20 protein-coding genes are annotated in these 22,283 nt (G+C 60.3%); 10 read left to right on the top strand and 10 right to left on the bottom strand.

The window, feature by feature from the left end:
* Window positions 1-4: 4 nt before the first annotated feature.
* The 5 genes from ACQ4OB_RS21645 (at window position 5) to ACQ4OB_RS21625 (ending at window position 6,285) form a co-directional block, all read left to right on the top strand.
* A complete protein-coding gene (locus tag ACQ4OB_RS21645; RefSeq protein ID WP_430956408.1) occupies window positions 5-439 on the top strand; it encodes a DcrB-related protein in 435 nt (144 codons plus the stop codon).
* Between the two features lie 12 nt (window positions 440-451).
* Complete coding sequence (locus ACQ4OB_RS21640) at window positions 452-4,822, top strand: RHS repeat-associated core domain-containing protein (protein WP_430956407.1); 4,371 nt, start codon at window positions 452-454, stop codon at window positions 4,820-4,822.
* Window positions 4,822-5,301 (top strand): competence protein ComJ, encoded by a 480-nt coding sequence (gene comJ, locus ACQ4OB_RS21635; RefSeq protein ID WP_430956406.1) that lies wholly within the window; start codon window positions 4,822-4,824, stop codon window positions 5,299-5,301. The genes ACQ4OB_RS21640 and comJ overlap by 1 nt, the downstream gene beginning before the upstream one ends.
* A gap of 12 nt (window positions 5,302-5,313) precedes the next feature.
* Window positions 5,314-5,655, top strand: coding sequence for a hypothetical protein (locus ACQ4OB_RS21630; protein ID WP_430956440.1), 342 nt, complete (start codon window positions 5,314-5,316; stop codon window positions 5,653-5,655).
* A gap of 234 nt (window positions 5,656-5,889) precedes the next feature.
* Window positions 5,890-6,285: a DUF6124 family protein gene (locus ACQ4OB_RS21625; RefSeq protein WP_430956405.1), complete on the top strand. Its 396-nt coding sequence runs from the start codon at window positions 5,890-5,892 to the stop codon at window positions 6,283-6,285.
* Between the two features lie 90 nt (window positions 6,286-6,375).
* On the opposite strand, the gene ACQ4OB_RS21620 is transcribed toward ACQ4OB_RS21625, so the two are convergent.
* From ACQ4OB_RS21620 to ACQ4OB_RS21610, 3 genes are all read right to left on the bottom strand, one after another.
* Window positions 6,376-6,651, bottom strand: a complete 276-nt coding sequence (locus ACQ4OB_RS21620; RefSeq protein ID WP_003213368.1) for an HU family DNA-binding protein — start codon at window positions 6,649-6,651, stop codon at window positions 6,376-6,378.
* Between the two features lie 192 nt (window positions 6,652-6,843).
* Window positions 6,844-7,992: an NAD(P)/FAD-dependent oxidoreductase gene (locus tag ACQ4OB_RS21615; RefSeq protein ID WP_074872074.1), complete on the bottom strand. Its 1,149-nt coding sequence runs from the start codon at window positions 7,990-7,992 to the stop codon at window positions 6,844-6,846.
* 20 nt (window positions 7,993-8,012) lie between these two features.
* On the bottom strand, window positions 8,013-8,180 hold the full coding sequence (locus ACQ4OB_RS21610) for a rubredoxin (protein ID WP_074872076.1): 168 nt from the start codon (window positions 8,178-8,180) through the stop codon (window positions 8,013-8,015).
* Between the two features lie 200 nt (window positions 8,181-8,380).
* On the opposite strand from ACQ4OB_RS21610, the gene ACQ4OB_RS21605 reads away from it, so the two are divergent.
* Both ACQ4OB_RS21605 and ubiA read left to right on the top strand, forming a co-directional pair.
* Window positions 8,381-8,944 (top strand): chorismate--pyruvate lyase family protein, encoded by a 564-nt coding sequence (locus tag ACQ4OB_RS21605; protein WP_076029256.1) that lies wholly within the window; start codon window positions 8,381-8,383, stop codon window positions 8,942-8,944.
* On the top strand, window positions 8,944-9,834 hold the full coding sequence (gene ubiA, locus ACQ4OB_RS21600) for a 4-hydroxybenzoate octaprenyltransferase (protein WP_074872079.1): 891 nt from the start codon (window positions 8,944-8,946) through the stop codon (window positions 9,832-9,834). The genes ACQ4OB_RS21605 and ubiA overlap by 1 nt, the downstream gene beginning before the upstream one ends.
* A gap of 150 nt (window positions 9,835-9,984) precedes the next feature.
* On the opposite strand, the gene ACQ4OB_RS21595 is transcribed toward ubiA, so the two are convergent.
* A complete protein-coding gene (locus ACQ4OB_RS21595) occupies window positions 9,985-10,371 on the bottom strand; it encodes a COG4315 family predicted lipoprotein (RefSeq protein WP_074872081.1) in 387 nt (128 codons plus the stop codon).
* 152 nt (window positions 10,372-10,523) lie between these two features.
* On the opposite strand from ACQ4OB_RS21595, the gene phoB reads away from it, so the two are divergent.
* The 3 genes from phoB (at window position 10,524) to ACQ4OB_RS21580 (ending at window position 14,045) form a co-directional block, all read left to right on the top strand.
* Complete coding sequence (phoB, locus tag ACQ4OB_RS21590; protein ID WP_046045002.1) at window positions 10,524-11,213, top strand: phosphate regulon transcriptional regulator PhoB; 690 nt, start codon at window positions 10,524-10,526, stop codon at window positions 11,211-11,213.
* An 81-nt stretch (window positions 11,214-11,294) separates the two neighbouring features.
* A complete protein-coding gene (gene phoR, locus ACQ4OB_RS21585; protein ID WP_232252249.1) occupies window positions 11,295-12,581 on the top strand; it encodes a phosphate regulon sensor histidine kinase PhoR in 1,287 nt (428 codons plus the stop codon).
* A 123-nt stretch (window positions 12,582-12,704) separates the two neighbouring features.
* Window positions 12,705-14,045: a hemolysin family protein gene (locus ACQ4OB_RS21580; protein ID WP_074872085.1), complete on the top strand. Its 1,341-nt coding sequence runs from the start codon at window positions 12,705-12,707 to the stop codon at window positions 14,043-14,045.
* Between the two features lie 167 nt (window positions 14,046-14,212).
* On the opposite strand, the gene ACQ4OB_RS21575 is transcribed toward ACQ4OB_RS21580, so the two are convergent.
* The 6 genes from ACQ4OB_RS21575 to ACQ4OB_RS21550 all read right to left on the bottom strand — a co-directional run bounded on the left by ACQ4OB_RS21575 (window position 14,213) and on the right by ACQ4OB_RS21550 (window position 22,189).
* Window positions 14,213-15,109, bottom strand: coding sequence for a peptidoglycan DD-metalloendopeptidase family protein (locus tag ACQ4OB_RS21575; protein ID WP_074872086.1), 897 nt, complete (start codon window positions 15,107-15,109; stop codon window positions 14,213-14,215).
* 122 nt (window positions 15,110-15,231) lie between these two features.
* Window positions 15,232-16,182, bottom strand: coding sequence for a response regulator (locus ACQ4OB_RS21570; protein ID WP_074872088.1), 951 nt, complete (start codon window positions 16,180-16,182; stop codon window positions 15,232-15,234).
* Window positions 16,183-16,349: 167 nt separating this feature from the next.
* Window positions 16,350-17,111 (bottom strand): phosphate signaling complex protein PhoU, encoded by a 762-nt coding sequence (gene phoU, locus ACQ4OB_RS21565; protein ID WP_008150055.1) that lies wholly within the window; start codon window positions 17,109-17,111, stop codon window positions 16,350-16,352.
* A 71-nt stretch (window positions 17,112-17,182) separates the two neighbouring features.
* Window positions 17,183-18,016: a phosphate ABC transporter ATP-binding protein PstB gene (gene pstB, locus ACQ4OB_RS21560; RefSeq protein ID WP_007896484.1), complete on the bottom strand. Its 834-nt coding sequence runs from the start codon at window positions 18,014-18,016 to the stop codon at window positions 17,183-17,185.
* Between the two features lie 204 nt (window positions 18,017-18,220).
* Complete coding sequence (pstA, locus tag ACQ4OB_RS21555) at window positions 18,221-19,891, bottom strand: phosphate ABC transporter permease PstA (RefSeq protein ID WP_102614524.1); 1,671 nt, start codon at window positions 19,889-19,891, stop codon at window positions 18,221-18,223.
* Window positions 19,892-19,906: 15 nt separating this feature from the next.
* On the bottom strand, window positions 19,907-22,189 hold the full coding sequence (locus ACQ4OB_RS21550) for an ABC transporter permease subunit (RefSeq protein WP_430956404.1): 2,283 nt from the start codon (window positions 22,187-22,189) through the stop codon (window positions 19,907-19,909).
* Window positions 22,190-22,283 lie beyond the last annotated feature (94 nt).

The following is a 22,283-nucleotide window of genomic DNA, read 5'->3' as shown; positions in this document are numbered from 1 at the left end:
TTCCATGACTTACCGAATCAATGAATTCCAGTTCCAACTGCCGGCAGGCGAACTGCAAGACGCCTCGATCAACATCCTCAAGTTCCCTGAACTGGGTACTTCGCTGATTGTCAGCCGCAGCTTGCTGGCCGAGGGTGAAACCCTGCAAAGCAACTTCGACGACCAGCTCAAGCGTCTGGAAAAACAAGTGCAAGACTTGCGTTTCCAACCGGGCGTCGCCGTGCGCCTGGGTGCCAGCCAGGAAGTCGAAGGCATCGAGTTGCGCAGCCAGTTCAACAAGGGCAACGACAAAGTCTTCCAATACCAGTTGGCACTGCTGTTGCCCGGCACCCGCAAAATGCTCGCCCTGAGCTACGTGAAGGCCGAAAAACTCGGCGATGCCGAAGCCGCGCATTGGGCGACCATCAAGAGTTCGCTGTTGTTCGACGTTCCGGCCTGATGAGCACCCTGCATGTCTGATGCACTCTGGGCCGCCCGGCTGGGCGATGCGCTCGACCACACCTCGATGATGGCCGACATCCTCGGCGGCGTGCTGGAGGTAGCGGCCAACATCGCGATCACCGCACTGGCTACCGCTGCCGTGGTGGCGGCCACGGGCATCACGGTCGTCACCGGGGGGCTGGGTTGCGTCGTGCTTGGCCTGGTGGTGGGCACGATCGTCGGCCTTGCCATGAGCAAGACCGGGGCCGACAAGGGCCTGAGCAATTTGTGCGAGAGCTTCAGTAATTCGCTGTTTCCGCCCACGGTGCAGGCGAACATTCTCACCGGCTCCACCAACACCCTCACCAACAACATTCCCGCCGCTCGGGCCGCCGGGGCGATCCCGTCCCATGTCGCGCCGGCCGGCACCGAACTGGAAATGCCCGAGCCGGAAGCCGAAGCCAGTTACCTCGACATGGCCGAGAGCTTCTTCTCCCAGATGTGGCGCCCCACCGTCGCCACCCCAGCACCCGGCGCGGTGCCCAAGCCGCTGGACCTGCTCGTCTGCATGAAGCATCCGCCGATGCCGCCGCAGTTTCTGGCCGAGGGCTCGGACAAGGTCACCATCAACGGCCAGCCCGCCGTGCGCAGCGGCGACCGCAGCACCTGCGATGCCAAGGTCGTATCGTCCGGGCTGATCTCTTCCAACGTGACCATTGGCGGCGGTTCGGTGGTGGTACGCGAGATCCGCAGCGGCAAGACCCCGGGCGTGGGGCTGGCGGTCACGGCGCTGCTGATGCTCAAGGGCGGCAAAGGCAAGTTCTTCAGCAAATTGCCGTGCATGCTGATCGGTGGCGCGACGTCGATGGCCGTCAGCAGCGCGATGGGTGCGATGGCCAACGCTGCCATGGGCTCGTCGAACCCGGTGCACGCGGCGACCGGGGCCAAGGTGCTGGGGGGCGATGAAGAGCTGGATTTCGTGTTGCCGGGCATTTTGCCGATGGATTGGCAGCGCTTCTACAACAGCCGCGACGAGCGGCGCGATGGGTTGTTTGGCGCGGGTTGGAGTGTGTCCTATGAGGTGCGGGTTGAAATCCTGCCGCACCCGGAGGGCGGCGAAACGCTGGTCTACACCGATGAGCAGGGCCGGCGCATCGACATGGGATCGATTCCCTTGGGCGGTGCGGTGTTCAGTGCCGGCGAAGGGCTGGGTGTTCGACGCCATGTTAATGGGCAGTTGTTGATTGAAAGCGATGACGGTGTGTATCGGTTGTTCAATCCAACGCCGGGCAATACCGCGTTGCTGCGCCTTGATCAATTGGGTGATCGCAATGACAACCGCATCTACCTCGACTATGACGCCGCCGGACGCCTTGTAAAACTGCACGACACCTTTGACTTGGTTCAGGTGGAATTGACCTACCTTCAGACCCGGGTCAGTCAGGTGGAACGGGTCTACCCTGACCAACACCGCGAAGTGTTGGTGAGTTATGGCTACGATCAGTCAGCCAACCTGGCCGAAGTGCGCGACGCCACCGGCCTGGTACAACGGCGCTTCAGTTACGACGCCGGACAACGGATGGTCGAGCACCAGTTGCCCACGGGGCTGCGTTGTTTCTATGAATGGGCGCTGATTGAAGACCTTGAATGGCGCGTGGTCCGGCACTGGACCGACGAGGGCGACGCTTACCAGTTCGACTACGACCTCGGCGCCGGTGTCACGCGCATCACCGACGGCTTGCAGCGCGTCAGTACACGGCGCTGGAACACCCAGCACCAGATCACCCAATACACCGACAACCTCGGCCACACCTGGCAGTTCGAGTGGAACGACGAGCGCCAACTGCTCAGCGCCATCGACCCACAGGGCGGTCGCTATGAATACAGCTACGACGATGCCGGCAACCTGATCGGCGAAACCGACCCGCTGGGCCGCAGCGATTCGACCCTCTGGCTCGAGCACTGGGCCTTGCCGCTGGTGAACACCGACGCCGCCGGCAACAGCTGGCAGTACCGCTACGATCAGCGCGGCAACTGCATCGCCGAAACCGATCCGCTGGGCCACATCACCCGCTACCGCTACGACACCCACGGCCAGGTCGTCGAGATCATCGACGCCACCGGCAAAAGCAAAAAACTGCGCTGGAACCCGTTCGGCCAACTGGCGGAGCACATCGATTGCTCGGGTTATCCGACACGGTTCAGCTACGACCACCGGGGCTATCTGCAAGTCATCACCGACGCCCTCGGCGAACGCACCCAATTCAGCTACGACGCCCAGGGGCGCCTGCTCAGCAGCCAATTGCCGGACGGCCGCACCGAGCAGTATCAGCGCGACGTCAGCGGCCAGTTGATCGGCTACACCGATCCGGCCGGGCACACCACGCTCTACCAACACAACCGTCGCGGCCAGGTGCGCCAGCGCACCGACGCCCATGGCAGGCAGGTGCAGTTCGGGTATGACAGCTACGGGCGGCTGCAAGCGCTGATCAACGAGAACGGCGAAAGTTATCGGTTTACCTGGGACGCCGCGGATCGACTGACCGAACAACAAGACCTCGACGGCAGCGCCAAGCGCTACGCCTATGACCCGCTGGATAACGTCGCGGCGGTAACGGCTGTTCCGGCGCCTTACGGCAACGGCTTGGCCATCGTCCCCCAGACGCCTCTGGCCCCCATCGTTCATCGACTGGAACGCGACGCTGTCGGCCGGCTGATCGCCAAAATCACCGACGATGGCCGTACCGACTACACCTACGACCCATTGGACCAGCTCACCGCTGTCACCTTCACCGACCACCACGGCAACGCACAAACCCTGAGCTTCGCCTATGACGCCCTCGGCCAGTTGCTCGCCGAACAAAGCGCGGCTGGCAGCCTGCAACACCACTACGACGAACTCGGCAACCTGATCCAGACCCAACTGCCCGACAGCCGCTGGATCAACCGCCTGTATTACGGCAGCGGCCACCTGCACCAGATCAACCTCGACGGCCAGGTTATCAGCGACTTCGAACGCGACCGCCTGCACCGCGAAGTGCTGCGCACCCAAGGCCAGATCAGCACCCGCAGCGAATACGACCGCAGCGGCCGTTTACGCTCACGCCAACGCCGACACAGCAGCCAACCCTCGCTGATGCCGGCCGCCGTGCAGAAACATTTCGAGTACGACCCCGCCGACAACCTGATCGGCAAACTCGACCAGCAACCCGCCGCGCAACATCGCCAACTGCTGCACTACGACGCCACCGGACGCATCATCGCCAGCCAGGACAGCCTGCACGGCCAGCGCGAAACCTTCGCCTACGACGCCGCCGCCAACCTGCTGGACAGCCCGCAACCCGGCGCCGGGCTGGTGGTGCACAACAAACTGCTGACCTATCAGGACAAACGTTACCGCTACGACGCGTTTGGCCGGATGATCGAAAAACGCAGCGCTAAACGGGGCGTGCAGCGCTTCGGTTACGACGCCGAAAGCCGATTGATCGAAGTGCGCAATGACAACGGCAGCATGGTCAGGATGACCTACGACCCGCTGGGCCGGCGCATCGAAAAAACCGAGCACGACCCCAACGGTTATCCACTGGGAGAAACCCGCTTCACCTGGGACGGCCTTCGCTTGTTGCAGGAACATCGCCATCAACAGACCAGCCTTTACCTCTACGAAGACGAAGGCTACGAACCCCTGGCCCGCGTCGACGGCACCGGCCCGCTGCAAAAAATCCGCTACTACCACAACAACCTCAACGGCCTGCCGGAACAGCTCACCGAAGCGGACGGCCACAACGTCTGGCAGGCGACTTATCGGGTGTGGGGCAACACGTTAGAAGAGGTGCGCGAGCCGTATTACATTGAAGAGCAGAACCTGCGGTTCCAGGGGCAGTACCTGGACCGGGAAACGGGGCTGCATTTCAATACGTTCAGGTTTTATGATCCGGATGTGGGGCGGTTTACGACGCCGGATCCGATTGGGTTGGCGGGAGGATTCAATCTTTACGCATTCGTTCTGAATCCATTCACTTGGTTGGACCCTCTAGGCCTTGCCGGTTGTACGCTGACCAAGGCACGGTCGAAACAGTACGACTACAAACTGCGATTGAAACGCTCAGAGTATCCGCAGACGTTCGGTCATATCGACGGTGCAATCAAGAAAGGTCACCCCTACATTGTGACCATTCAACGTGACACCGCTAAGCTCAATCGCAAACTCAGCTTGAAAGACATCAAGACCAAAACAGGCAAGGATCGGGACGAATGGCCGATGGCAATGTTCAAGGAAGGTGGTAACGGCGCCAGCGTCAAATACATCGATCCTGGCGATAATCGGGGTGCGGGCTCGAGTATCGGCAACGCCCTATCCGACCTCCCCAACGGGACCAGAGTTAAAATCGAGGTTTACTGATGAAAAATAATGCTCAATCTGTGGATCTACTGATATCCCACAGCCAAATTCAATTCCGCTCACGGCCCTTTGACGAAACCTCAAGCCAATGGGGCAAAGTTAACTTGGAGCAGGGTGCGGTCCTCCATAGCGACTATGTTGTGTTTGACCCTCTACCCGAAGATGCTTTCGGGGCAAACGTGCACCTGAAACTGGAAGACAGTTTCAACCTCGACCCCTCCACCCAGCGCTGCATCGTCGTGCCATTTCATGTCACGGATCCCGGTCATGTGGAAATTGCATCCGCTGCTGAAAGATTCAAGGTCGAGCTTGATCTAGAGAAACGCGACTATGCGTTGTATTTCGAGGTTTGTGAGGGTGAAGAAATCTTTTACAAAATCACTCTAGTCCCATCAGACAGCAAAACTCCAGCCAGGTACCTGCTGGACGATCCTTGGGGCGGCGAGAAAGACAAGGTACTGGTAGAGGGACTTCGTTAGAAGTTCATCTCTGTGTCCAACAAAAATGGGCACCTGATCCAGGCGGTGTGCCCATTTTTCCAGCTCGCACTCATCATGTTCCCTCGCCATCCGATCAGTCGAATCCATCGCCTCTACGAAGACGAAGGCTACGAACCCCTGGCCCGCGTCGACGGCACCGGCCCGCTGAAAAAAATCCGCTACTACCACAACTTCCAAGCCAATGGGGCAAGATTAACTTGGAGCAGGGTGCAGTCCTCCATAGCGACGTTTAAAACGTTTAAAGGTTACTTCCTGCAAGCTACAACACCTTGCGCCGTTGCCTACGGCTACGCCAGAATCCGCCGGCTTGTGCGCCTTGGGGGCGGTCGGTAACTTGGTTCCTGTCACTGCCCATCAGTGATCGGGTTTAGTCGCTCGCTGGTAATTGAAGATGCACAAGCTTCTGTCAGACAGGTATTTCCTACCTGCATTTGATGGTGGCTGTGCGTAGGGCACCTTCGGGTGCGCCGGCTTCTCAATTCCCCGGTCCGACTAACCTGCGTACAGCTGCCACCCCTTCGTTTAGTCGGCGAAGTGTTGTCAGCATCACTCAAGGAATTGAAGATCATGCTCAAGGTTACTCCCAACCCACCCGACACCGATCCGGTCTCTCCCTACGAAAGCCCCGATTCAAACAAACTCAACGAAGCCGCCGAGCGCGCCCTCGACCATCACTTCCCGCCAGCCGACCCCAAACCACCCAAACGCAACGGCCAGCTCTTCAGCGTCAGTCCGGGCATCAACCCTGAAACCCTTCTCGCCAATGCCTCGGAAGATTTGCTGTCCATCAGCGCCATCGCCGCCAACCTCGCCGACGATGTGGACGGTTCCCGCCGCTCCGTAGCCCTGGCGCTCAGCCGAATGGCCGACGGTGTGCATTTGTTGGTGGAGCGAATGCTGGATCATCTGGATGAACCCGAGATAGCAGCGATTTTCGCCAAGCAACAAAGCCGCGCCATCTAATCCGCCACCCATAAAAAAATGGGCACCCAACCTGGTTGGCGTGCCCATTTTTTATTCCCGCTCACCCGCTACGCGGGAAGTCGGTGCGTGTTACGGATTAACGCTGTCTTTCAACGACTTGCCTGGCTTGAACGCAACAGTGTTGCTGGCCTTGATTTTGACGGGCTCACCGGTTTGCGGGTTTTTGCCGGTGCGGGCACCGCGATGGCGTTGCAGGAAGGTGCCGAAGCCCACCAGCGTGACGCTGTCCTTGCGGTGCAGAGCGCCGGTGATTTCTTCGAGAACGGCGTTGAGAACGCGGTTGGCCTGCTCTTTGGTGAGGTCTGCTTTTTCAGCAATTGCAGCGGCGAGTTCTGGTTTACGCATTAGTGAAGCCCCTTTGACGGTTTTTTGTTGTTATGTCCGTGCTGTTCTCGTTGGAACAGCGCCCAAAGCGCCGCAGATGCTCTACTCTGCGGCAGACGGGAGTGAGGATGGCACGCAGTGAAGAGCCGCGCCAGTCTCGGCGCGACCTTTGTAAGGGCAAAAGAGGGGTGATTCCGACAGAACGACCGGTATTTACGCCAGCAGTGCCGGAAGCTCTTTGTTCAGGGCCAGTTTTTCCATCACCGCCGCGCCTGTCAGGGCATAACCCAGCAGTTTGCCGCTGGCATCGCGGCACAAGACCTTGATGTCCGCGCCCTGCCCTTCGACTGTCCAGACGCCCTCTAAACCCCGTGGTGGCGGTGAAACCACCAATGGGCAGACCGGCGTTTTGACGGTGATGGGCATCGGTCCATAGCTCACCGCCGTCGGGTTTCCGGCGAGGGTCTGGGCCAGCGCTCTCGCACAGCTCATGAGGGGCATGACGTACAACAGATTCAGCCCATCGACCTCGGCGCAGTCGCCCAAGGCATAGATATTGGCGTGAGAGGTTTTCAGCTGGCGATCGACCACCACACCGCGATTGACCTGCACACCGGCCGCAGCCGCCAGATCGATGCGCGGGCGCAGGCCAATGGCCGACACCACCACATCGCAAGGGATCACCTGGCCATCGGACAGATGTGCTTCCAGTCCATCTTCAACACGCTGCAAACGATTGAGCACCGGCCCGAGGTGGAAACGTGCGCCCAGACTTTCCAGCCCGGCCTGGACCGCAGCGGCCGCCGCCGGGTGCAACAGGGTCGGCATGACCTGCTCGCACGGTGCAACCAGTTGCACCTCGTAGCCGCCAAGGATCAGGTCGTTGGCGAATTCGCAGCCGATCAGGCCAGCACCGAGCAGCAACACCCGACGTTTGCCGGCCGCCGCGGCACGAAAGCGTGCGTAGTCTTCCAGGTCGTTGATCGGGAAGACTGCGTCCGCCGCGTCGCCTTCGATCGGCACCCGCACGGTTTCCGCGCCCCAGGCGAGGATCAGGTCACGGTAAAACACCGCTTCCTCCCCGATCCACAGACGCTTGTGGCCAGGATCGATGCCGCTGATGCGCGTGTGCGTGCGCACTTCGGCCTTCAACTGCTCCGCCATGGCACCGGGTTCGGCCATGCTCAGCCCGTCAGCGTCTTTGTTTTTGCCGAAACCGGTGGAGAGCATCGGCTTGGAGTAGGAGCGTCCGTCATCGGCCGTAATCAGCAGCAGCGGGGTTTCGCCATCGAGTTTGCGAAACTCCCGGGCCAGGTTGTAGCCAGCCAGCCCGGTGCCGACGATCACGACAGGTGCGTTCATTCCTTGCTCCTCTAAAAGTCTTAGTTGATTTCGATCATTTCGAAATCCATCTTGCCTACGCCGCAGTCCGGGCATAGCCAGTCTTCCGGCACGTCCTGCCATTGGGTGCCCGGCGCAATGCCGTCATCCGGCCAGCCGTCGGCTTCGTTGTAAATCAGGCCGCAGACCACACATTGCCACTTTTTCATTCACGTACATCCTCAGGATTCAGGCTTTTGCCGGCGCGAACGGTCGATGGTTGGAGCGCTGCCGTCCGGCTCAGGGCGTTTTGTACTGATCGGGCCCGGCAGATGCAAGCCTGTTCGACGCAATGGCCGGCCGGATCAATCAAAATCGCAGGCTGACATGGTAAGCTCGCCGCCTCATTTGCTGCCAATAATGACTCACTGTGCCGCACTCAAAATCCCCCGCCGTGACCCCGCTTTGGCTCCCTCGAAGCCAACTGACGCCCCTCCCCGACACGTCTACCCTCGACTGGTTGTTCGACGAAGGCTCTTTGACCCGACGGCTGATCCGTCTGTCGAATGACGGCTTCAGCGTCACGCCACTCTTCGAAGGCTGGCAACCCCTGCGCGCCGACGAATGTGCCGCGCTGGAGCTGGCCGAAGGCAGCGAAGGCTGGGTACGCGAGGTGTATCTGCGCGGCCACGGCGAAGCCTGGGTGTTTGCCCGCAGCGTGGCGGCGCGCAGTGCGTTGCAGGGCGACGGCCTGCACATGGACGAATTGGGCAGCCGATCCCTGGGCGAATTGCTGTTTTGCGATCAGGCATTTCAACGCCGCGCCATTGAGGTTTGTCACTATCCTCAGGAGTGGCTGCCGGTGGAGTCCCGGGCACCGGAACTGTGGGGCCGCCGTTCGCGTTTCGACCGCGGCGCCTTGAGCGTGCTGGTGGCCGAAATTTTCTTGCCGACCTTGTGGAACGCCACCCGCGCCCATCCGGAGAATTGCTGATGTACCAAAGCCTGCTCAAGTCCCTGAATCGCTTGAATCCACGGGCCTGGGATTTCATTCAGCTGACCCGCATGGACAAACCGATCGGCATTTACCTGCTGCTGTGGCCGACGCTGTGGGCGCTGTGGATTGCTGGTAAAGGTTCGCCGTCGCTGGCCAATATCGTGATTTTCGTCCTGGGCGTGGTGCTGACCCGCGCTGGCGGCTGCGTGATCAATGATTGGGCAGACCGCAAGGTCGATGGCTACGTGAAACGCACTGAACAGCGGCCCTTGGTGAGCGGCAAAATCAGTTCCAAAGAAGCGCTGGTGTTCTTCGCGCTGCTGATGGGCGTGAGTTTCCTGCTGGTGTTGTGCACCAATGCGGCAACGGTCTGGCTGTCGTTCGGCGGTTTGGCACTGGCCCTCACTTACCCGTTCATGAAGCGCTACACCTATTACCCGCAAGTGGTGCTGGGCGCCGCGTTTTCCTGGGGTATGCCGATGGCATTCACCGCCGAAACCGGTGAACTGCCGGCGGCGGCGTGGTTGCTGTGGATCGCCAACCTGCTGTGGACAGTGGGCTACGACACTTATTACGCGATGACTGACCGTGACGACGACTTGAAGATCGGCGTGAAATCCACGGCAATTCTGTTTGGCGAAGCGGATCGAGTGATCATCCTGATTCTGCAGGGGCTGGCGCTGGGTTGCCTGCTGCTGGCCGGGTCGAAATTCGAGCTCGGTGGCTGGTTCCACTTGGGATTGCTGGCGGCGGCGGGCTGTTTTGCGTGGGAGTTCTGGTACACCCGTGGCAAGGACCGGATGCGTTGCTTCAAGGCGTTTCTGCACAACCATTGGGCGGGGTTGGCGATTTTTGTCGGGATCGTACTGGATTACGCGCTGCGTTGATGGACACGCTTTTATGTAGCAGCTGGCGCAGCCTGCGTCCGGCTGCGCAGCAGTCGTAAATCCTGAGTACGCGGTTCATCTGATATACCGCGTGAGCAGACTTTACGACTGCTACGCAGCCGGACGCAGGCTTCGCCAGCTGCTACAGGTTTACATCTTCGGCCCTTGGAGGACGTGCCACTTGTCCATTTTCTTGTCGCCGGTCATGTCTCCAGGCTTTTTGTCCTGAACGAAGTAGTACAGCGGCTTGCCGTCGAACGCCCACTGCTTCGTGCCATCGTCACGCTCAATAATGGTCCACTTGCCGTCGCCCTTGTCGGCGTCGGTGGCTTTGAGCGGTGGCCAGTTTTCTGCGCACTTGCCGGTGCACGCCGACTTGCCGCCAGTGTCGTTGTCGAAGGTGTACAACGTCATGCCCTTGTGGTCGACCAACATGCCGTCTTTAACCATGCCCGGGTCTGCGGCGAAGGCCATTGTCGGCATCATTAGCGCAGCAGTGACCAGCAACGCCTTCCAGGATTGAGCGATGTGCTTCATGGAAACCTTCCTTTTGTGGTTGTCAGGATTCGGACTTAGAGCTTAGTTCAGGATCATGACAATCGCCGGACGACTAAAATACTGTCACACGACTGCAATAATTCCGTTATCTAATGCGGCGCAAGACAGTTAAATGACAAGAGGATTAAGGCATGGTTGGCAGGAGCATTCTGATCGTCGACGACGAAGCGCCCATTCGCGAAATGATCGCCGTTGCGTTGGAAATGGCCGGCTATGACTGCATGGAGGCTGAGAACTCGCAGCAGGCCCACGCCATCATTGTCGACCGCAAGCCGGACCTGATCCTGCTCGACTGGATGCTGCCCGGCACGTCCGGCATCGAGCTGGCCCGACGCCTCAAGCGCGATGAGCTGACCGGGGACATCCCGATCATCATGCTCACCGCCAAGGGCGAAGAGGACAACAAGATCCAGGGCCTGGAGGTCGGCGCCGATGACTACATCACCAAACCTTTTTCCCCACGTGAGCTGGTTGCGCGCCTGAAGGCCGTCCTGCGCCGTGCCGGGCCAACCGATGGCGAGACGCCGATCGAAGTTGGCGGCCTGCTGCTGGACCCGATCAGCCACCGCGTGACCATCGACGGCAAACCCGCCGAGATGGGCCCCACCGAATACCGCTTGCTGCAATTCTTCATGACCCACCAGGAACGTGCCTACACCCGTGGCCAGTTGCTGGACCAGGTCTGGGGTGGCAACGTTTATGTCGAAGAGCGCACTGTCGACGTGCACATCCGCCGCCTGCGCAAAGCCCTGGGTGATGCTTACGAAAATCTGGTACAAACCGTGCGCGGCACCGGTTACCGGTTCTCCACCAAGGCCTGATCCGGATCTATCCCGCTCGACAAGCTGACAAGGACGCGCGTTCAAGTGAACCAAAACTGGCATGGCACCCTGATCCGCCACATGCTTTTGCTGGTGACCGGTTGCCTGGTGATCGGCCTGATTACCGGCTATTACGGCTGGAGCCTCGCCGCGGGCCTGGGTCTTTACCTGGCCTGGACCCTCAAGCAACTGCTGCGTCTGCACGAATGGCTGCGCCTGCACAAACCCGATGAAGCACCGCCCGATGGCTATGGCCTGTGGGGCGAAGTGTTCGACAGCATCTATCACCTGCAACGCCGCGATCAGCGTGTGCGCGGGCGCCTGCAAGCGGTGATCGATCGGGTCCAGGAATCCACTGCCGCGCTGAAAGACGCGGTGATCATGCTCGACAGCGACGGCAACCTGGAATGGTGGAACCGCGCCGCCGAAACCCTGCTCGGCCTCAAGACCCCGCAAGACAGCGGCCAACCGGTAACCAACCTCGTGCGTCATCCGCGCTTCAAGGAATACTTCGAGCAGGACAGCTACGCCGAGCCGCTGGAAATCCCTTCACCGATCAATGATCGCCTGCGCATTCAGCTGTACATCACCCGCTACGGCAACAACGAACACTTGATGCTGGTGCGCGACGTGACGCGCATCCATCAACTGGAACAGATGCGCAAAGACTTCATCGCCAACGTCTCCCATGAACTGCGCACGCCGTTGACGGTGATCTGCGGTTATCTGGAAACCCTGCTCGACAACGTCGAGGACGTAAACCCGCGCTGGTCCCGTGCCCTGCAACAAATGCAGCAGCAAGGCGGGCGCATGCAGACGTTGCTCAACGACTTGCTGCTATTGGCCAAACTGGAAGCCACCGATTACCCCTCGGACAACCAGCCGGTGGCCATCGACGGCTTGCTGCAATCGATCAAGAGCGACGCTCAGCAACTGTCCGCCCAGCGCAATCAGAAGATCACCCTGGAAGCCGACCCGACGATTCTGCTCAAGGGCAGCGAAGCCGAGTTGCGCAGCGCGTTTTCCAATCTGGTGTTCAACGCGGTGAAATACACCCCGGCCGAAGGCAATATCCGCATTCGCTGGTGGGGCGATGAGCAAGGCGCACACTTGAGCGTGCAGGACTCCGGCATCGGCATCGACAGCAAACACCTGCCGCGTCTGACCGAACGCTTCTACCGCGTCGATTCCAGCCGCAACTCCAACACTGGCGGTACGGGACTCGGGCTGGCGATCGTCAAACACGTGCTGCTGCGCCACCGCGCGCGGATGGAAATCAGCAGTGTACCGGGCCACGGCAGCACGTTTACCTGCCATTTTGCGCCGGCCCAGGTCACCAAATCCCGGGTCATCAGCACCACCGACTGATACCGGCCGGCACGCGCCACTAGTCAATCACTTGGTCAGCCGCTACATTGGCTGACTTGTGCCTGCCCTTCAGGCGCTCTTTTTTCTTTCCTTTCGAATACACGGAACCCGCAAAACTCCATCATGGACCCTTCCCCTGGCTTGACCCTTGCGACACTCTTCGCCGATTTCGGCATGATTCTTTTTGCTCTGATCCTGGTTTTGCTCAACGGTTTTTTCGTTGCCGCCGAATTCGCCATGGTCAAATTGCGCTCGACCCGGGTCGAAGCCATCGCTGAAAAAAACGGCTGGCGCGGACACATCCTGCGCACCGTTCACAGTCAGCTCGATGCTTACCTGTCGGCGTGCCAATTGGGTATCACCCTCGCCTCCCTCGGCCTCGGCTGGGTCGGTGAGCCGGCGTTCGCGCACATCCTCGAACCGATCCTTGAAGCCGTCGGTGTGCAGTCGCCCGAAGTGATCAAAGGCGTATCGTTCTTCGCCGCGTTCTTCGTCATCTCGTACCTGCACATCGTGGTCGGTGAGCTGGCCCCAAAATCCTGGGCCATCCGCAAACCCGAGCTGCTGTCGCTGTGGACCGCCGTGCCGCTGTACCTGTTCTATTGGGCGATGTACCCAGCCATTTACCTGCTCAACGCCAGCGCCAACACGATCCTGCGGATCGCCGGCCAAGGCGAACCCGGCCCTCATCACGAGCACCATTACAGCCGTGAAGAACTGAAACTGATCCTGCACTCCAGCCGCGGCCAGGACCCGAGCGACCAAGGCATGCGCGTTTTGGCCTCGGCGGTGGAAATGGGCGAGCTGGAAGTGGTCGACTGGGCCAATTCCCGGGAAGACCTGGTGACGCTGGAATTCAACGCGCCGCTGAAGGAAATCCTGGCGATGTTCCGTCGCCACAAGTTCAGCCGTTATCCGGTGTACGACAGCGATCGCCAGGAGTTCGTCGGCCTGCTGCACATCAAGGATCTGTTGCTGGAACTGGCAGCCCTGGACCACATTCCCGAATCGTTCAACCTCGCCGAACTGACCCGGCCGCTGGAGCGGGTTTCGCGCCATATGCCGCTGTCGCAGTTGCTGGAACAGTTCCGCAAAGGCGGCTCGCACTTCGCCCTGGTCGAAGAAGCCGATGGCAACATCATCGGCTACCTGACCATGGAAGACGTGCTGGAAGTGCTGGTCGGCGACATTCAGGACGAACACCGCAAGGCTGAGCGCGGGATCCTCGCGTACCAGCCGGGCAAGCTGCTGGTGCGTGGCGACACGCCGCTGTTCAAGGTCGAGCGCCTGTTAGGCATCGATCTGGACCACATCGAAGCCGAAACCCTCGCCGGGCTGGTCTACGAAACCCTGAAACGGGTGCCGGAAGAGGAAGAAGTGCTGGAAGTCGAAGGCTTGCGGATCATCATCAAGAAGATGAAAGGGCCGAAGATCATTCTGGCCAAGGTGTTGATGCTGGATTGAGTGCCCGGCCACAGAGCTTCCTGTGGCGAGGGGGCTTGCCCCCGTTGGACGGCGAAGCCGGCCCAAGGCCTTTGCGGGGTGTCAGCAAGAACTCCATTGCTGGGTTCGGGGCTGCTTCGCAGCCCAACGGGGGCAAGCCCCCTCGCCACATTAGATCTGCATGGCCTCTACTGCTTGCCCAACGCAAAGTTGGGCAATGCGCCCACCGGTTGATTGAACTGGTACGGAATCGACACCAGCCCCAACCCTGTATTGCGCTGCACCACGAAATGCAGGTGTGGCCCGCTGCTGTTGCCGGTATTACCCGACAACGCCAGCGGACTCCCCACTGACACCCGTTGCCCCTCGCGAACGCTCACCGAACCTTGTTTGAGGTGCAGGTACACGCCCATCGTCCCGTCGTTGTGCAGCACCCGCACGAAATTACCTGACGGATCGGTGCCGCGCCCGGTCTGCGCATTCTCGGTTTTCACCACCACACCGCCACGCGCCGCGACGATCGGCGTGCCTACGGGCATGGCGATGTCCATGGCGTAGCGGTTCTTGGGACCGAAGTGGCTGTATTGACCGTTGGCGCCCTGACTCAACCGAAACGGTCCACCGCGCCAGGGCAACGGGTATCGATAGGCCATGGCGGCCCCTGAGGGGTCGCCCAGGGAGTATTCGAATTTCGGGGTGTACGCGAGCGGCTTACCGGACTTCGTGGCCGTGAGCAGCGCCAGACGAAGACTGCTGCGTGCCGGCATCACCCGGCGAATCGGTCGGCTGGGCGCACCGCTGACGTTCTTCAGGCCGGCGAAGCTCAACTCGATTTCTACTGGCGCATACAGATCGTTGCGCACATAAACGCTTTCCACGCCCTTCTTCTTGGTGATGACGACGTACACCTGGCGCTCCAGGTTCTCGACCATGCGATCACGAAAAACGAACACCTTGGAGCCCGTCGTGGGGCGGTCGCTGTAGGAGACCACGCCATTGGCGTCGGTGGACTTGTAGATCGTCATGGCCATCGCCGAGAGGGAGGCCATGAAAAGACCGCAAAAAAACAGCAGGCGCGCGAGCATGGGCAAGATTCTGTCGAGTAAGTCCTGGGTAGGAGCCTAGCAGCTGCAATGGACCCGGGTAGTCGGCAGATGTTTCAAATGATCGTTCCCACGCTCTGCGTGGGAACGATCAACGGTAGGGATTACGCGCCCGGTACGAAATGCTTCTGCGCCGTGCCACGTGCGATCAAACGGGAGATGTAGTCGAGCTTCTGCGCGTCCTGGTCGACGAAACGGAAGGTCAGTTGCAGCCAGTCGCTGTCGGGTTTCGGCTCGTGGGCGACGATGGCGTGCAGGTAGCCGTTCAGACGAGCGGTTTCGGCGTTATCGCCCTGCTCCAGGTCGAGTACGGCGCTGTCGAGCACTTGCGGCAGGGTGTCGGTGCGTTTCACCACCAGCAATGCTTCCTTGAGACTCAAGGCCTTGATCACGCATTGCTGAATGCCGTTCGGCAAGCGCAGCTGGCCCTGGCCACGACCGCCCGTCGGCGCTGCGGAGGTCGCTGGAGGCTTGATCGGCGGGCTGTTGAGCAGACCGCGAGACGGCGCAGCCGCCGGGGCTGGCGCGGCAGCAGCAGGTTTGGCGAACGGGTTGACCGGCGCCGCGGCGGGTGCGACCACGGCAGCCTTGCCACCGGTCAATGCGCTCAGGGAATCGTTGCCGAACGCCGAGTTCATTTTGGTCGGCGCACTGTTCATCAAGGTGTCGAGCTTGCCGACCTTGTTCAGGGCCTGCTTGACCTTGGTCAGCAGTTGCTCGTTGGTGAACGGCTTGCTGACGTAGCCGGAAACCCCGGCCTGGATTGCCTGGACGACGTTCTCTTTATCGCCCCGGCTGGTCACCATCACGAACGGCATGGTCTTGAGGTTGTCCTGCTCGCGGCACCAGGTCAGCAGCTCCAGGCCGGACATTTCCGGCATTTCCCAGTCGCACAGGACCAGGTCGAACGCTTCCCGTGCCAGCAAGGCCTGAGCCTTTTTGCCGTTGACCGCGTCTTCGATCCGGATCCCCGGGAAGTAGTTGCGCAAGCACTTCTTCACCAGGTCACGAATGAACGACGCGTCGTCCACAACCAACACACTGACCTTACTCATCCATCACCCCTTTAAAAAATCCCGGCAAGCATAGCGCTTTGCTGATGGCACATTGCCAAAAACCTTCAGTCACGCCGGGACTTTTCGTTCGCGGGTGCTGCTTTCGAATTCATCGACCACAAACAAAAACGCCCGGCCAAAAGGCCGGGCGCTTTTCTCAGGCAATCTTACTTATCGTCAGCTTTGCCCGGAACATTAGCGGTTTCGCCACTTGTGCCTTCAACTTCTTCTTTCATGCGCTTGAGGCCCAGGTGCCGCACGTCTGTGCCGCGCACCAGGTAAATCACCAGTTCCGAAATATTGCGCGCGTGGTCGCCGATCCGCTCCAGCGAACGCAGCACCCAAATGATGCTCAAGACCCGCGAGATAGAGCGCGGGTCTTCCATCATGTAGGTGGCAAGTTCACGCAGCGCGGTCTTGTATTCGCGGTCGATGATCTTGTCGTATTGGGCCACCGACAACGCCAGGTCGGCGTCGAAGCGGGCAAAGGCGTCCAGTGCATCGCGAACCATGTTGCGGACCTGGTCGCCGATGTGGCGAACTTCGACGTAACCCCGTGGGGCTTCGCCTTCTTCGCACAACTGGATGGCGCGACGGGCGATCTTGGTCGCTTCGTCACCGATGCGCTCCAGGTCGATCACCGACTTGGAGATGCTGATGATCAAACGCAAGTCCGACGCCGCCGGCTGACGACGGGCCAGAATACGCAGGCATTCTTCGTCGATGTTGCGTTCCATCTGGTTGATCTGGTCGTCGATCTCGCGAACCTGCTGGGCCAGGCCGGAGTCGGCCTCGATCAGCGCGGTGACCGCGTCGTTGACCTGCTTTTCCACCAGCCCGCCCATGGCCAGGAGGTGGCTGCGCACTTCCTCGAGCTCAGCGTTGAACTGCGCGGAGATGTGATGGGTAAGGCCTTCTTTACTAATCATGTTGGCGTCCTTGGAGCGTCCGGTAAGGTGCGGTGGACCGCAGCGTCAGTTCAGTGAGCAACAACAGCTTCCTAGCCGTAGCGACCCGTGATGTAGTCTTCGGTCTGCTTCTTCGCCGGATTGGTGAACAGGGTGTCGGTGTCGCCGAATTCCACCAGTTTGCCCATGTACATGAACGCCGTGTAATCGGAAACCCGCGCGGCCTGTTGCATGTTGTGGGTCACGATGACGATGGTGAACTTCGATTTCAGTTCGTAGATCAGCTCTTCGACTTTCAGCGTGGAGATCGGGTCGAGTGCCGAGCACGGTTCGTCGAGCAGCAGCACTTCCGGCTCCACGGCGATGGTGCGGGCAATCACCAGACGTTGTTGCTGACCACCGGACAGGCCAAGTGCGGACTCGTGCAGACGGTCTTTGACTTCGTCCCACAGCGCCGCGCCTTTCAACGCCCACTCGACGGCTTCGTCGAGGATGCGCTTTTTGTTGATGCCCTGGATGCGCAGGCCGTAGACCACGTTCTCGTAGATGGTTTTCGGGAACGGGTTGGGCTTCTGGAACACCATGCCAACGCGACGACGCAGCTCGGCCACGTCTTCGCCCTTGCGGTAGATGTTGTTGCCGTACAGGTTGATCGCACCTTCGACACGGCAGCCATCTACCAGGTCGTTCATGCGGTTGAAGGTGCGCAGCAGCGTGGACTTGCCGCAGCCGGACGGGCCGATGAAGGCGGTCACGCGCTGTTTCGGGATGTTCATGCTGACGTCGAACAGCGCTTGTTTGTCGCCGTAGAACAGGCTCAGGCCCGGCACTTCAATGGCGACGGTTTCCTGCTCGAGGCTCAGGCTCTGTTTGTCGCGGCCCAGGGCCGACATGTTGATGCCGTGGGTATGTGCTTCGTGCTGCATGGGAGGCTCCCTGTGCTAACAAATACGGTTCGTTGAACCGCTGGCTTTGTTCAGGCCGGCGGCTTACTCAAAATCTCTGTCTGACGCCGATCCCTGTGGGAGCTGGCTTGCCTGCGATGCAGACGACACGGTCTATCAGTAGCACCGCAGTGATGCCATCGCAGGCAAGCCAGCTCCCACAAGGGACAGCGGCGACCAATTAACTTAGCTATCCAGCGCTTTGTATTTTTCGCGCAGGTGGTTGCGGATGTAGACGGCCGACAGGTTGAGCGTGGCGATCACCAGCACCAGCAGCAGCGCCGTGGCGTACACCAGCGGCCGTGCGGCCTCGACGTTCGGGCTCTGGAAGCCGACGTCATAGATGTGGAAGCCCAAGTGCATGATCTTCTGGTCCAGGTGCAAGTACGGGTAGTTGCCATCCACCGGCAGCGACGGCGCCAGTTTCACCACACCCACCAGCATCAGCGGCGCCACTTCACCGGCGGCGCGAGCCACGGCGAGGATCATGCCGGTCATCATCGCCGGGCTGGCCATCGGCAGTACGATTTTCCACAAGGTTTCAGCCTTGGTTGCGCCGAGGGCCAACGAGCCTTCGCGCACGGTGCGAGGAATCCGCGCCAGGCCTTCTTCCGTGGCCACGATCACCACCGGTACCGCCAGCAGCGCCAGGGTCAGGGACGCCCAGAGCAGGCCCGGCGTACCAAAGGTCGGCGCCGGCAATGCTTCCGGGAAGAACAACCGGTCGACCGAACCACCCAACACATAGACGAAGAAGCCCAGACCGAACACGCCGTAAACGATGGCCGGAACGCCCGCCAGGTTGTTCACGGCGATGCGGATCAAGCGAGTCATGGTGTTCTGTTTGGCATATTCACGCAGGTAAACCGCGGCCAGGACGCCAAACGGGGTCACGATCATCGCCATGATCAACGTCATCATCACGGTGCCGAAAATCGCCGGGAAGATCCCGCCTTCAGTGTTCGCTTCACGCGGGTCGTCGCTCAAGAACTCCCAGACCTTGCTGATATAGAAGCCGATCTTGGTGAAGGTGTTCATGGCGTTCGGTTGATAGGCGTGAACCACTTTGCCGATACCGATTTCGATCTCTTTGCCGTTCGCGTCGCGGGCCGTCAGGCTGTCGCGGTTGAACTGGGCGTGCAGGTCGTTCAGGCGGGCTTCGATGTCCTGATAACGTGCGTTCAGTTCGGCACGCTCGGACTCCATGTCCGCTTGCGCGGCAGCGTCCATCGTCCCGGCCAGCTCCAGTTTGCGACCGTGCAGACGGACGCGCTCGAGGCCAGCGTTGATCGCGCCAATGTCGGATTTCTCCAGGCTCTTGAGCTGTGCGGCAAGCTGGTTGACGCGCGCGACACGGGCCTGCAATTCAGGCCATGCCGCTTCGCCTTCAGCGATGACCTTGCCATCCTGTTTGACGTTGACCAGGTAGCCGTAGAAGTTGCCCCACTCGCGACGCTCGATGGCCATCAACTCGGGTGGCGTCTTCTGATTGGTCAGCCACTCGCCGACGATCCAGGTGAAGTCGTTGCCGTTCAGGTCACGGTTGCCGACCTTGATCAGCTCGCGGGTCATGAACTCCGGGCCCTGATCGGGCACCGGCAGGCCAGCGCTTTTAAGGCGCTCGCGCGGCACTTGTTCTTTCTGCACCACTTCGCCGATGACGAGGTGATTGGCCTGGCCCGGCACGTCGTAACTGGCGTGCACCAGGTCCGCCGGCCAGAAATGGCCCAGGCCGCGCACGGCAATCACTGCCAGCAAGCCAATGGTCATGATGACCGCGATGGACACCGCGCCACCGCTGATCCAGACGCCAGGGGCGCCGCTCTTGAACCATCCTTTCAGGGAGTTCTGTTTCACAGACTTCTACCTTTCTTAAAGCGACGAGTATTTCTTGCGCAGACGCTGACGAATCAGTTCCGCGAGGGTGTTCATGACGAAGGTGAACAACAGCAGCACCAGCGCCGAGAGGAACAGCACGCGGTAGTGGCTGCCGCCGACTTCCGATTCGGGCATTTCCACCGCAACGTTGGCGGCCAGGGTGCGCAGGCCTTCGAACAGGTTCATTTCCATGACCGGGGTGTTACCGGTGGCCATCAGCACGATCATGGTTTCACCGACCGCACGGCCCATGCCGATCATCAGCGCCGAGAAAATGCCCGGGCTGGCGGTGAGGATCACCACGCGCGTCATGGTCTGCCACGGCGTGGCGCCGAGGGCCAGGGAACCGAGGGTCAAACCGCGAGGCACGCTGAACACGGCGTCTTCGGCGATGGAGTAGATGTTTGGAATGACCGCAAAACCCATGGCCAGGCCGACCACCAGAGCGTTGCGCTGGTCGTAGGTGATGCCCAGGTCGTGGGAGATCCACATGCGCATGTCGCCGCCGAAGAACCAGGTTTCCATGTACGGGCTCATGTACAGCGAGAGCCAGCCCACGAACAGGATCACCGGGATCAAGATCGCGCTTTCCCAACCGTCCGGCACCCGCAGGCGCAGCGATTCAGGCAGGCGACTGAAGGTGAAACCGGCGACCAGGATGCCGATCGGCATCAACAGCAGCAGGCTGAAAATGCCTGGCAAATGTCCTTCCACATACGGTGCGAGGAACAGACCCGCGAAGAAGCCAAGGATTACCGTCGGCATCGCTTCCATCAGTTCGATCACCGGTTTGACCTTGCGGCGCATGCCCGGGGCCATGAAGTACGCGGTGTAGATGGCAGCGGCGACGGCCAGTGGAGCGGCCAGCAGCATGGCGTAGAACGCGGCTTTCAAGGTACCGAAGGTCAGCGGAGACAAGCTCAGCTTGGGTTCGAAGTCGGTGTTGGCGGCGGTCGATTGCCAGACGTATTTAGGCTCGTCGTAGTTCTCGTACCAGACTTTGCTCCACAGCGCGCTCCAGGAAACCTCCGGGTGCGGGTTGTCGAGCAGCAGCGGTTGAATCTTGCCGCCCGCTTCCACGATCACCCGGTTGGCCCGTGGCGACAGGCCGAAAATGCCTTGGCCTTCGACGACTTGGTCCACCAGCAAGGTGCGGTGGGCGGTGCTGTGGAACACGCCGAGCTTGCCGGAAGCATCCAGGGCGATGAAGCCTTTGCGACGTTCTTCGGCCGAGATTTCAACGATTGGCGCAGTGCCCATCTGGAAGTTACGAATCTGCTTCAGACGCAGTTCGCCATCCGGGTCGCGAGCCATGAACCACTGGGCCAGACCACCTTTGGAATCGCCGAGGATCAGCGAGATGCCACCGACCAGTTGGGTGGCGGCAGTGATTTCGGTTTCGCCGTTATCCAGCAGTTTGTAGCGACCGTTGAGGCTCTTGTCGCGCAGGCTGAACACGTCGGCCTGGGCACGACCGTTGATTACGTACAGCCACTGCTGACGCGGGTCGACGAAGATGTTCTTCACCGGCTCAGTCATCTGGGGCAGATCGATGCGCTTCTGCTCGTTGGTGACTTCGCCGGTCATCATGTTTTCTTCGCTGGTCAGCGACAAAACATTGAGCTGCGCACCGGTGGAACCGACCAGCATCAGCGTCGAATCGGTCGCGTTGAGGCTGACGTGCTCAAGGGCTCCGCCCGCCTCGTTCAGCACGATCGGCGTTTCGCCATACGGGTATTCGATGGCCGGCGAGATGGTTTTCTTGCCGTCCGGGTAGCTGACTTTATAAGTGTGACGGAACACCAGCGCCTGGCCGTTGGACAAGCCCACCGCCACCAAAGGATGGCCGGGTTGGTCTTCGCCGATGGAGGTCACGGTGGTGCCGGCCGGAATCAACAGATCGACACGCTTGAGTTCAGCGCCACTGTCGATATCGAAGAACAGCGCCTGGCCCTTGTCGGAAACCCGCATGGCGACCTGGTTCTGTTCTTCGAGGGAAATCATCAACGGCTTGCCGGCGTCTTGCATCCAGGCGGGCGTGATGGCGTCCTTGGCAGTCAGGTCGGCACCCTGGAACAGCGGCGCGACAACGTAGGCAAGGAAGAAAAAGATCAGCGTGATCGCGCCGAGAACGGCGAGGCCGCCCACGAGGACGTACCAGCGGGTCAGGCGATCTTTGAGCGCACGAATACGGCGCTTGCGTTGCAACTCAGGCGTATTGAAGTCAATTCGCTTGGGGGGATTTGTAGTCATGGTGGAATTGGCCAGATCATTCATTCGCACACCCTAGCGATCCTGTATGACAGAAAGATGACAATGCAGTGACGCAACAAATCCGCCGCCAGCGGGAACTGGCAGTGGACCGGAAATT

Origin of the sequence: Pseudomonas sp. ES4, from assembly GCF_050586665.1 — a bacterium.
Taxonomy (GTDB): Bacteria; Pseudomonadota; Gammaproteobacteria; order Pseudomonadales; family Pseudomonadaceae; genus Aquipseudomonas; species Aquipseudomonas frederiksbergensis.
Note: the sequence above shows the minus strand (reverse complement) of the source record. Positions and strands in the feature narration are given on the sequence as shown.

Coding starts and splice junctions, on each gene's coding strand:
- ACQ4OB_RS21625 (WP_430956405.1), top strand. CDS start 5,890: ATGCTCAAGGTTACTCCCAACCCACCCGACACCGATCCGGTCTCTCCC.
- comJ (WP_430956406.1), top strand. CDS start 4,822: ATGAAAAATAATGCTCAATCTGTGGATCTACTGATATCCCACAGCCAA.
- ubiA (WP_074872079.1), top strand. CDS start 8,944: ATGTACCAAAGCCTGCTCAAGTCCCTGAATCGCTTGAATCCACGGGCC.
- ACQ4OB_RS21620 (WP_003213368.1), bottom strand. CDS start 6,651: ATGCGTAAACCAGAACTCGCCGCTGCAATTGCTGAAAAAGCAGACCTC.
- ACQ4OB_RS21595 (WP_074872081.1), bottom strand. CDS start 10,371: ATGAAGCACATCGCTCAATCCTGGAAGGCGTTGCTGGTCACTGCTGCG.
- phoU (WP_008150055.1), bottom strand. CDS start 17,111: ATGATTAGTAAAGAAGGCCTTACCCATCACATCTCCGCGCAGTTCAAC.
- ACQ4OB_RS21615 (WP_074872074.1), bottom strand. CDS start 7,992: ATGAACGCACCTGTCGTGATCGTCGGCACCGGGCTGGCTGGCTACAAC.
- ACQ4OB_RS21610 (WP_074872076.1), bottom strand. CDS start 8,180: ATGAAAAAGTGGCAATGTGTGGTCTGCGGCCTGATTTACAACGAAGCC.
- ACQ4OB_RS21575 (WP_074872086.1), bottom strand. CDS start 15,109: ATGCTCGCGCGCCTGCTGTTTTTTTGCGGTCTTTTCATGGCCTCCCTC.
- pstB (WP_007896484.1), bottom strand. CDS start 18,016: ATGCAGCACGAAGCACATACCCACGGCATCAACATGTCGGCCCTGGGC.
- ACQ4OB_RS21550 (WP_430956404.1), bottom strand. CDS start 22,189: ATGAATGATCTGGCCAATTCCACCATGACTACAAATCCCCCCAAGCGA.
- ACQ4OB_RS21640 (WP_430956407.1), top strand. CDS start 452: ATGTCTGATGCACTCTGGGCCGCCCGGCTGGGCGATGCGCTCGACCAC.
- ACQ4OB_RS21580 (WP_074872085.1), top strand. CDS start 12,705: ATGGACCCTTCCCCTGGCTTGACCCTTGCGACACTCTTCGCCGATTTC.
- ACQ4OB_RS21645 (WP_430956408.1), top strand. CDS start 5: ATGACTTACCGAATCAATGAATTCCAGTTCCAACTGCCGGCAGGCGAA.
- phoB (WP_046045002.1), top strand. CDS start 10,524: ATGGTTGGCAGGAGCATTCTGATCGTCGACGACGAAGCGCCCATTCGC.
- ACQ4OB_RS21570 (WP_074872088.1), bottom strand. CDS start 16,182: ATGAGTAAGGTCAGTGTGTTGGTTGTGGACGACGCGTCGTTCATTCGT.
- phoR (WP_232252249.1), top strand. CDS start 11,295: ATGCTTTTGCTGGTGACCGGTTGCCTGGTGATCGGCCTGATTACCGGC.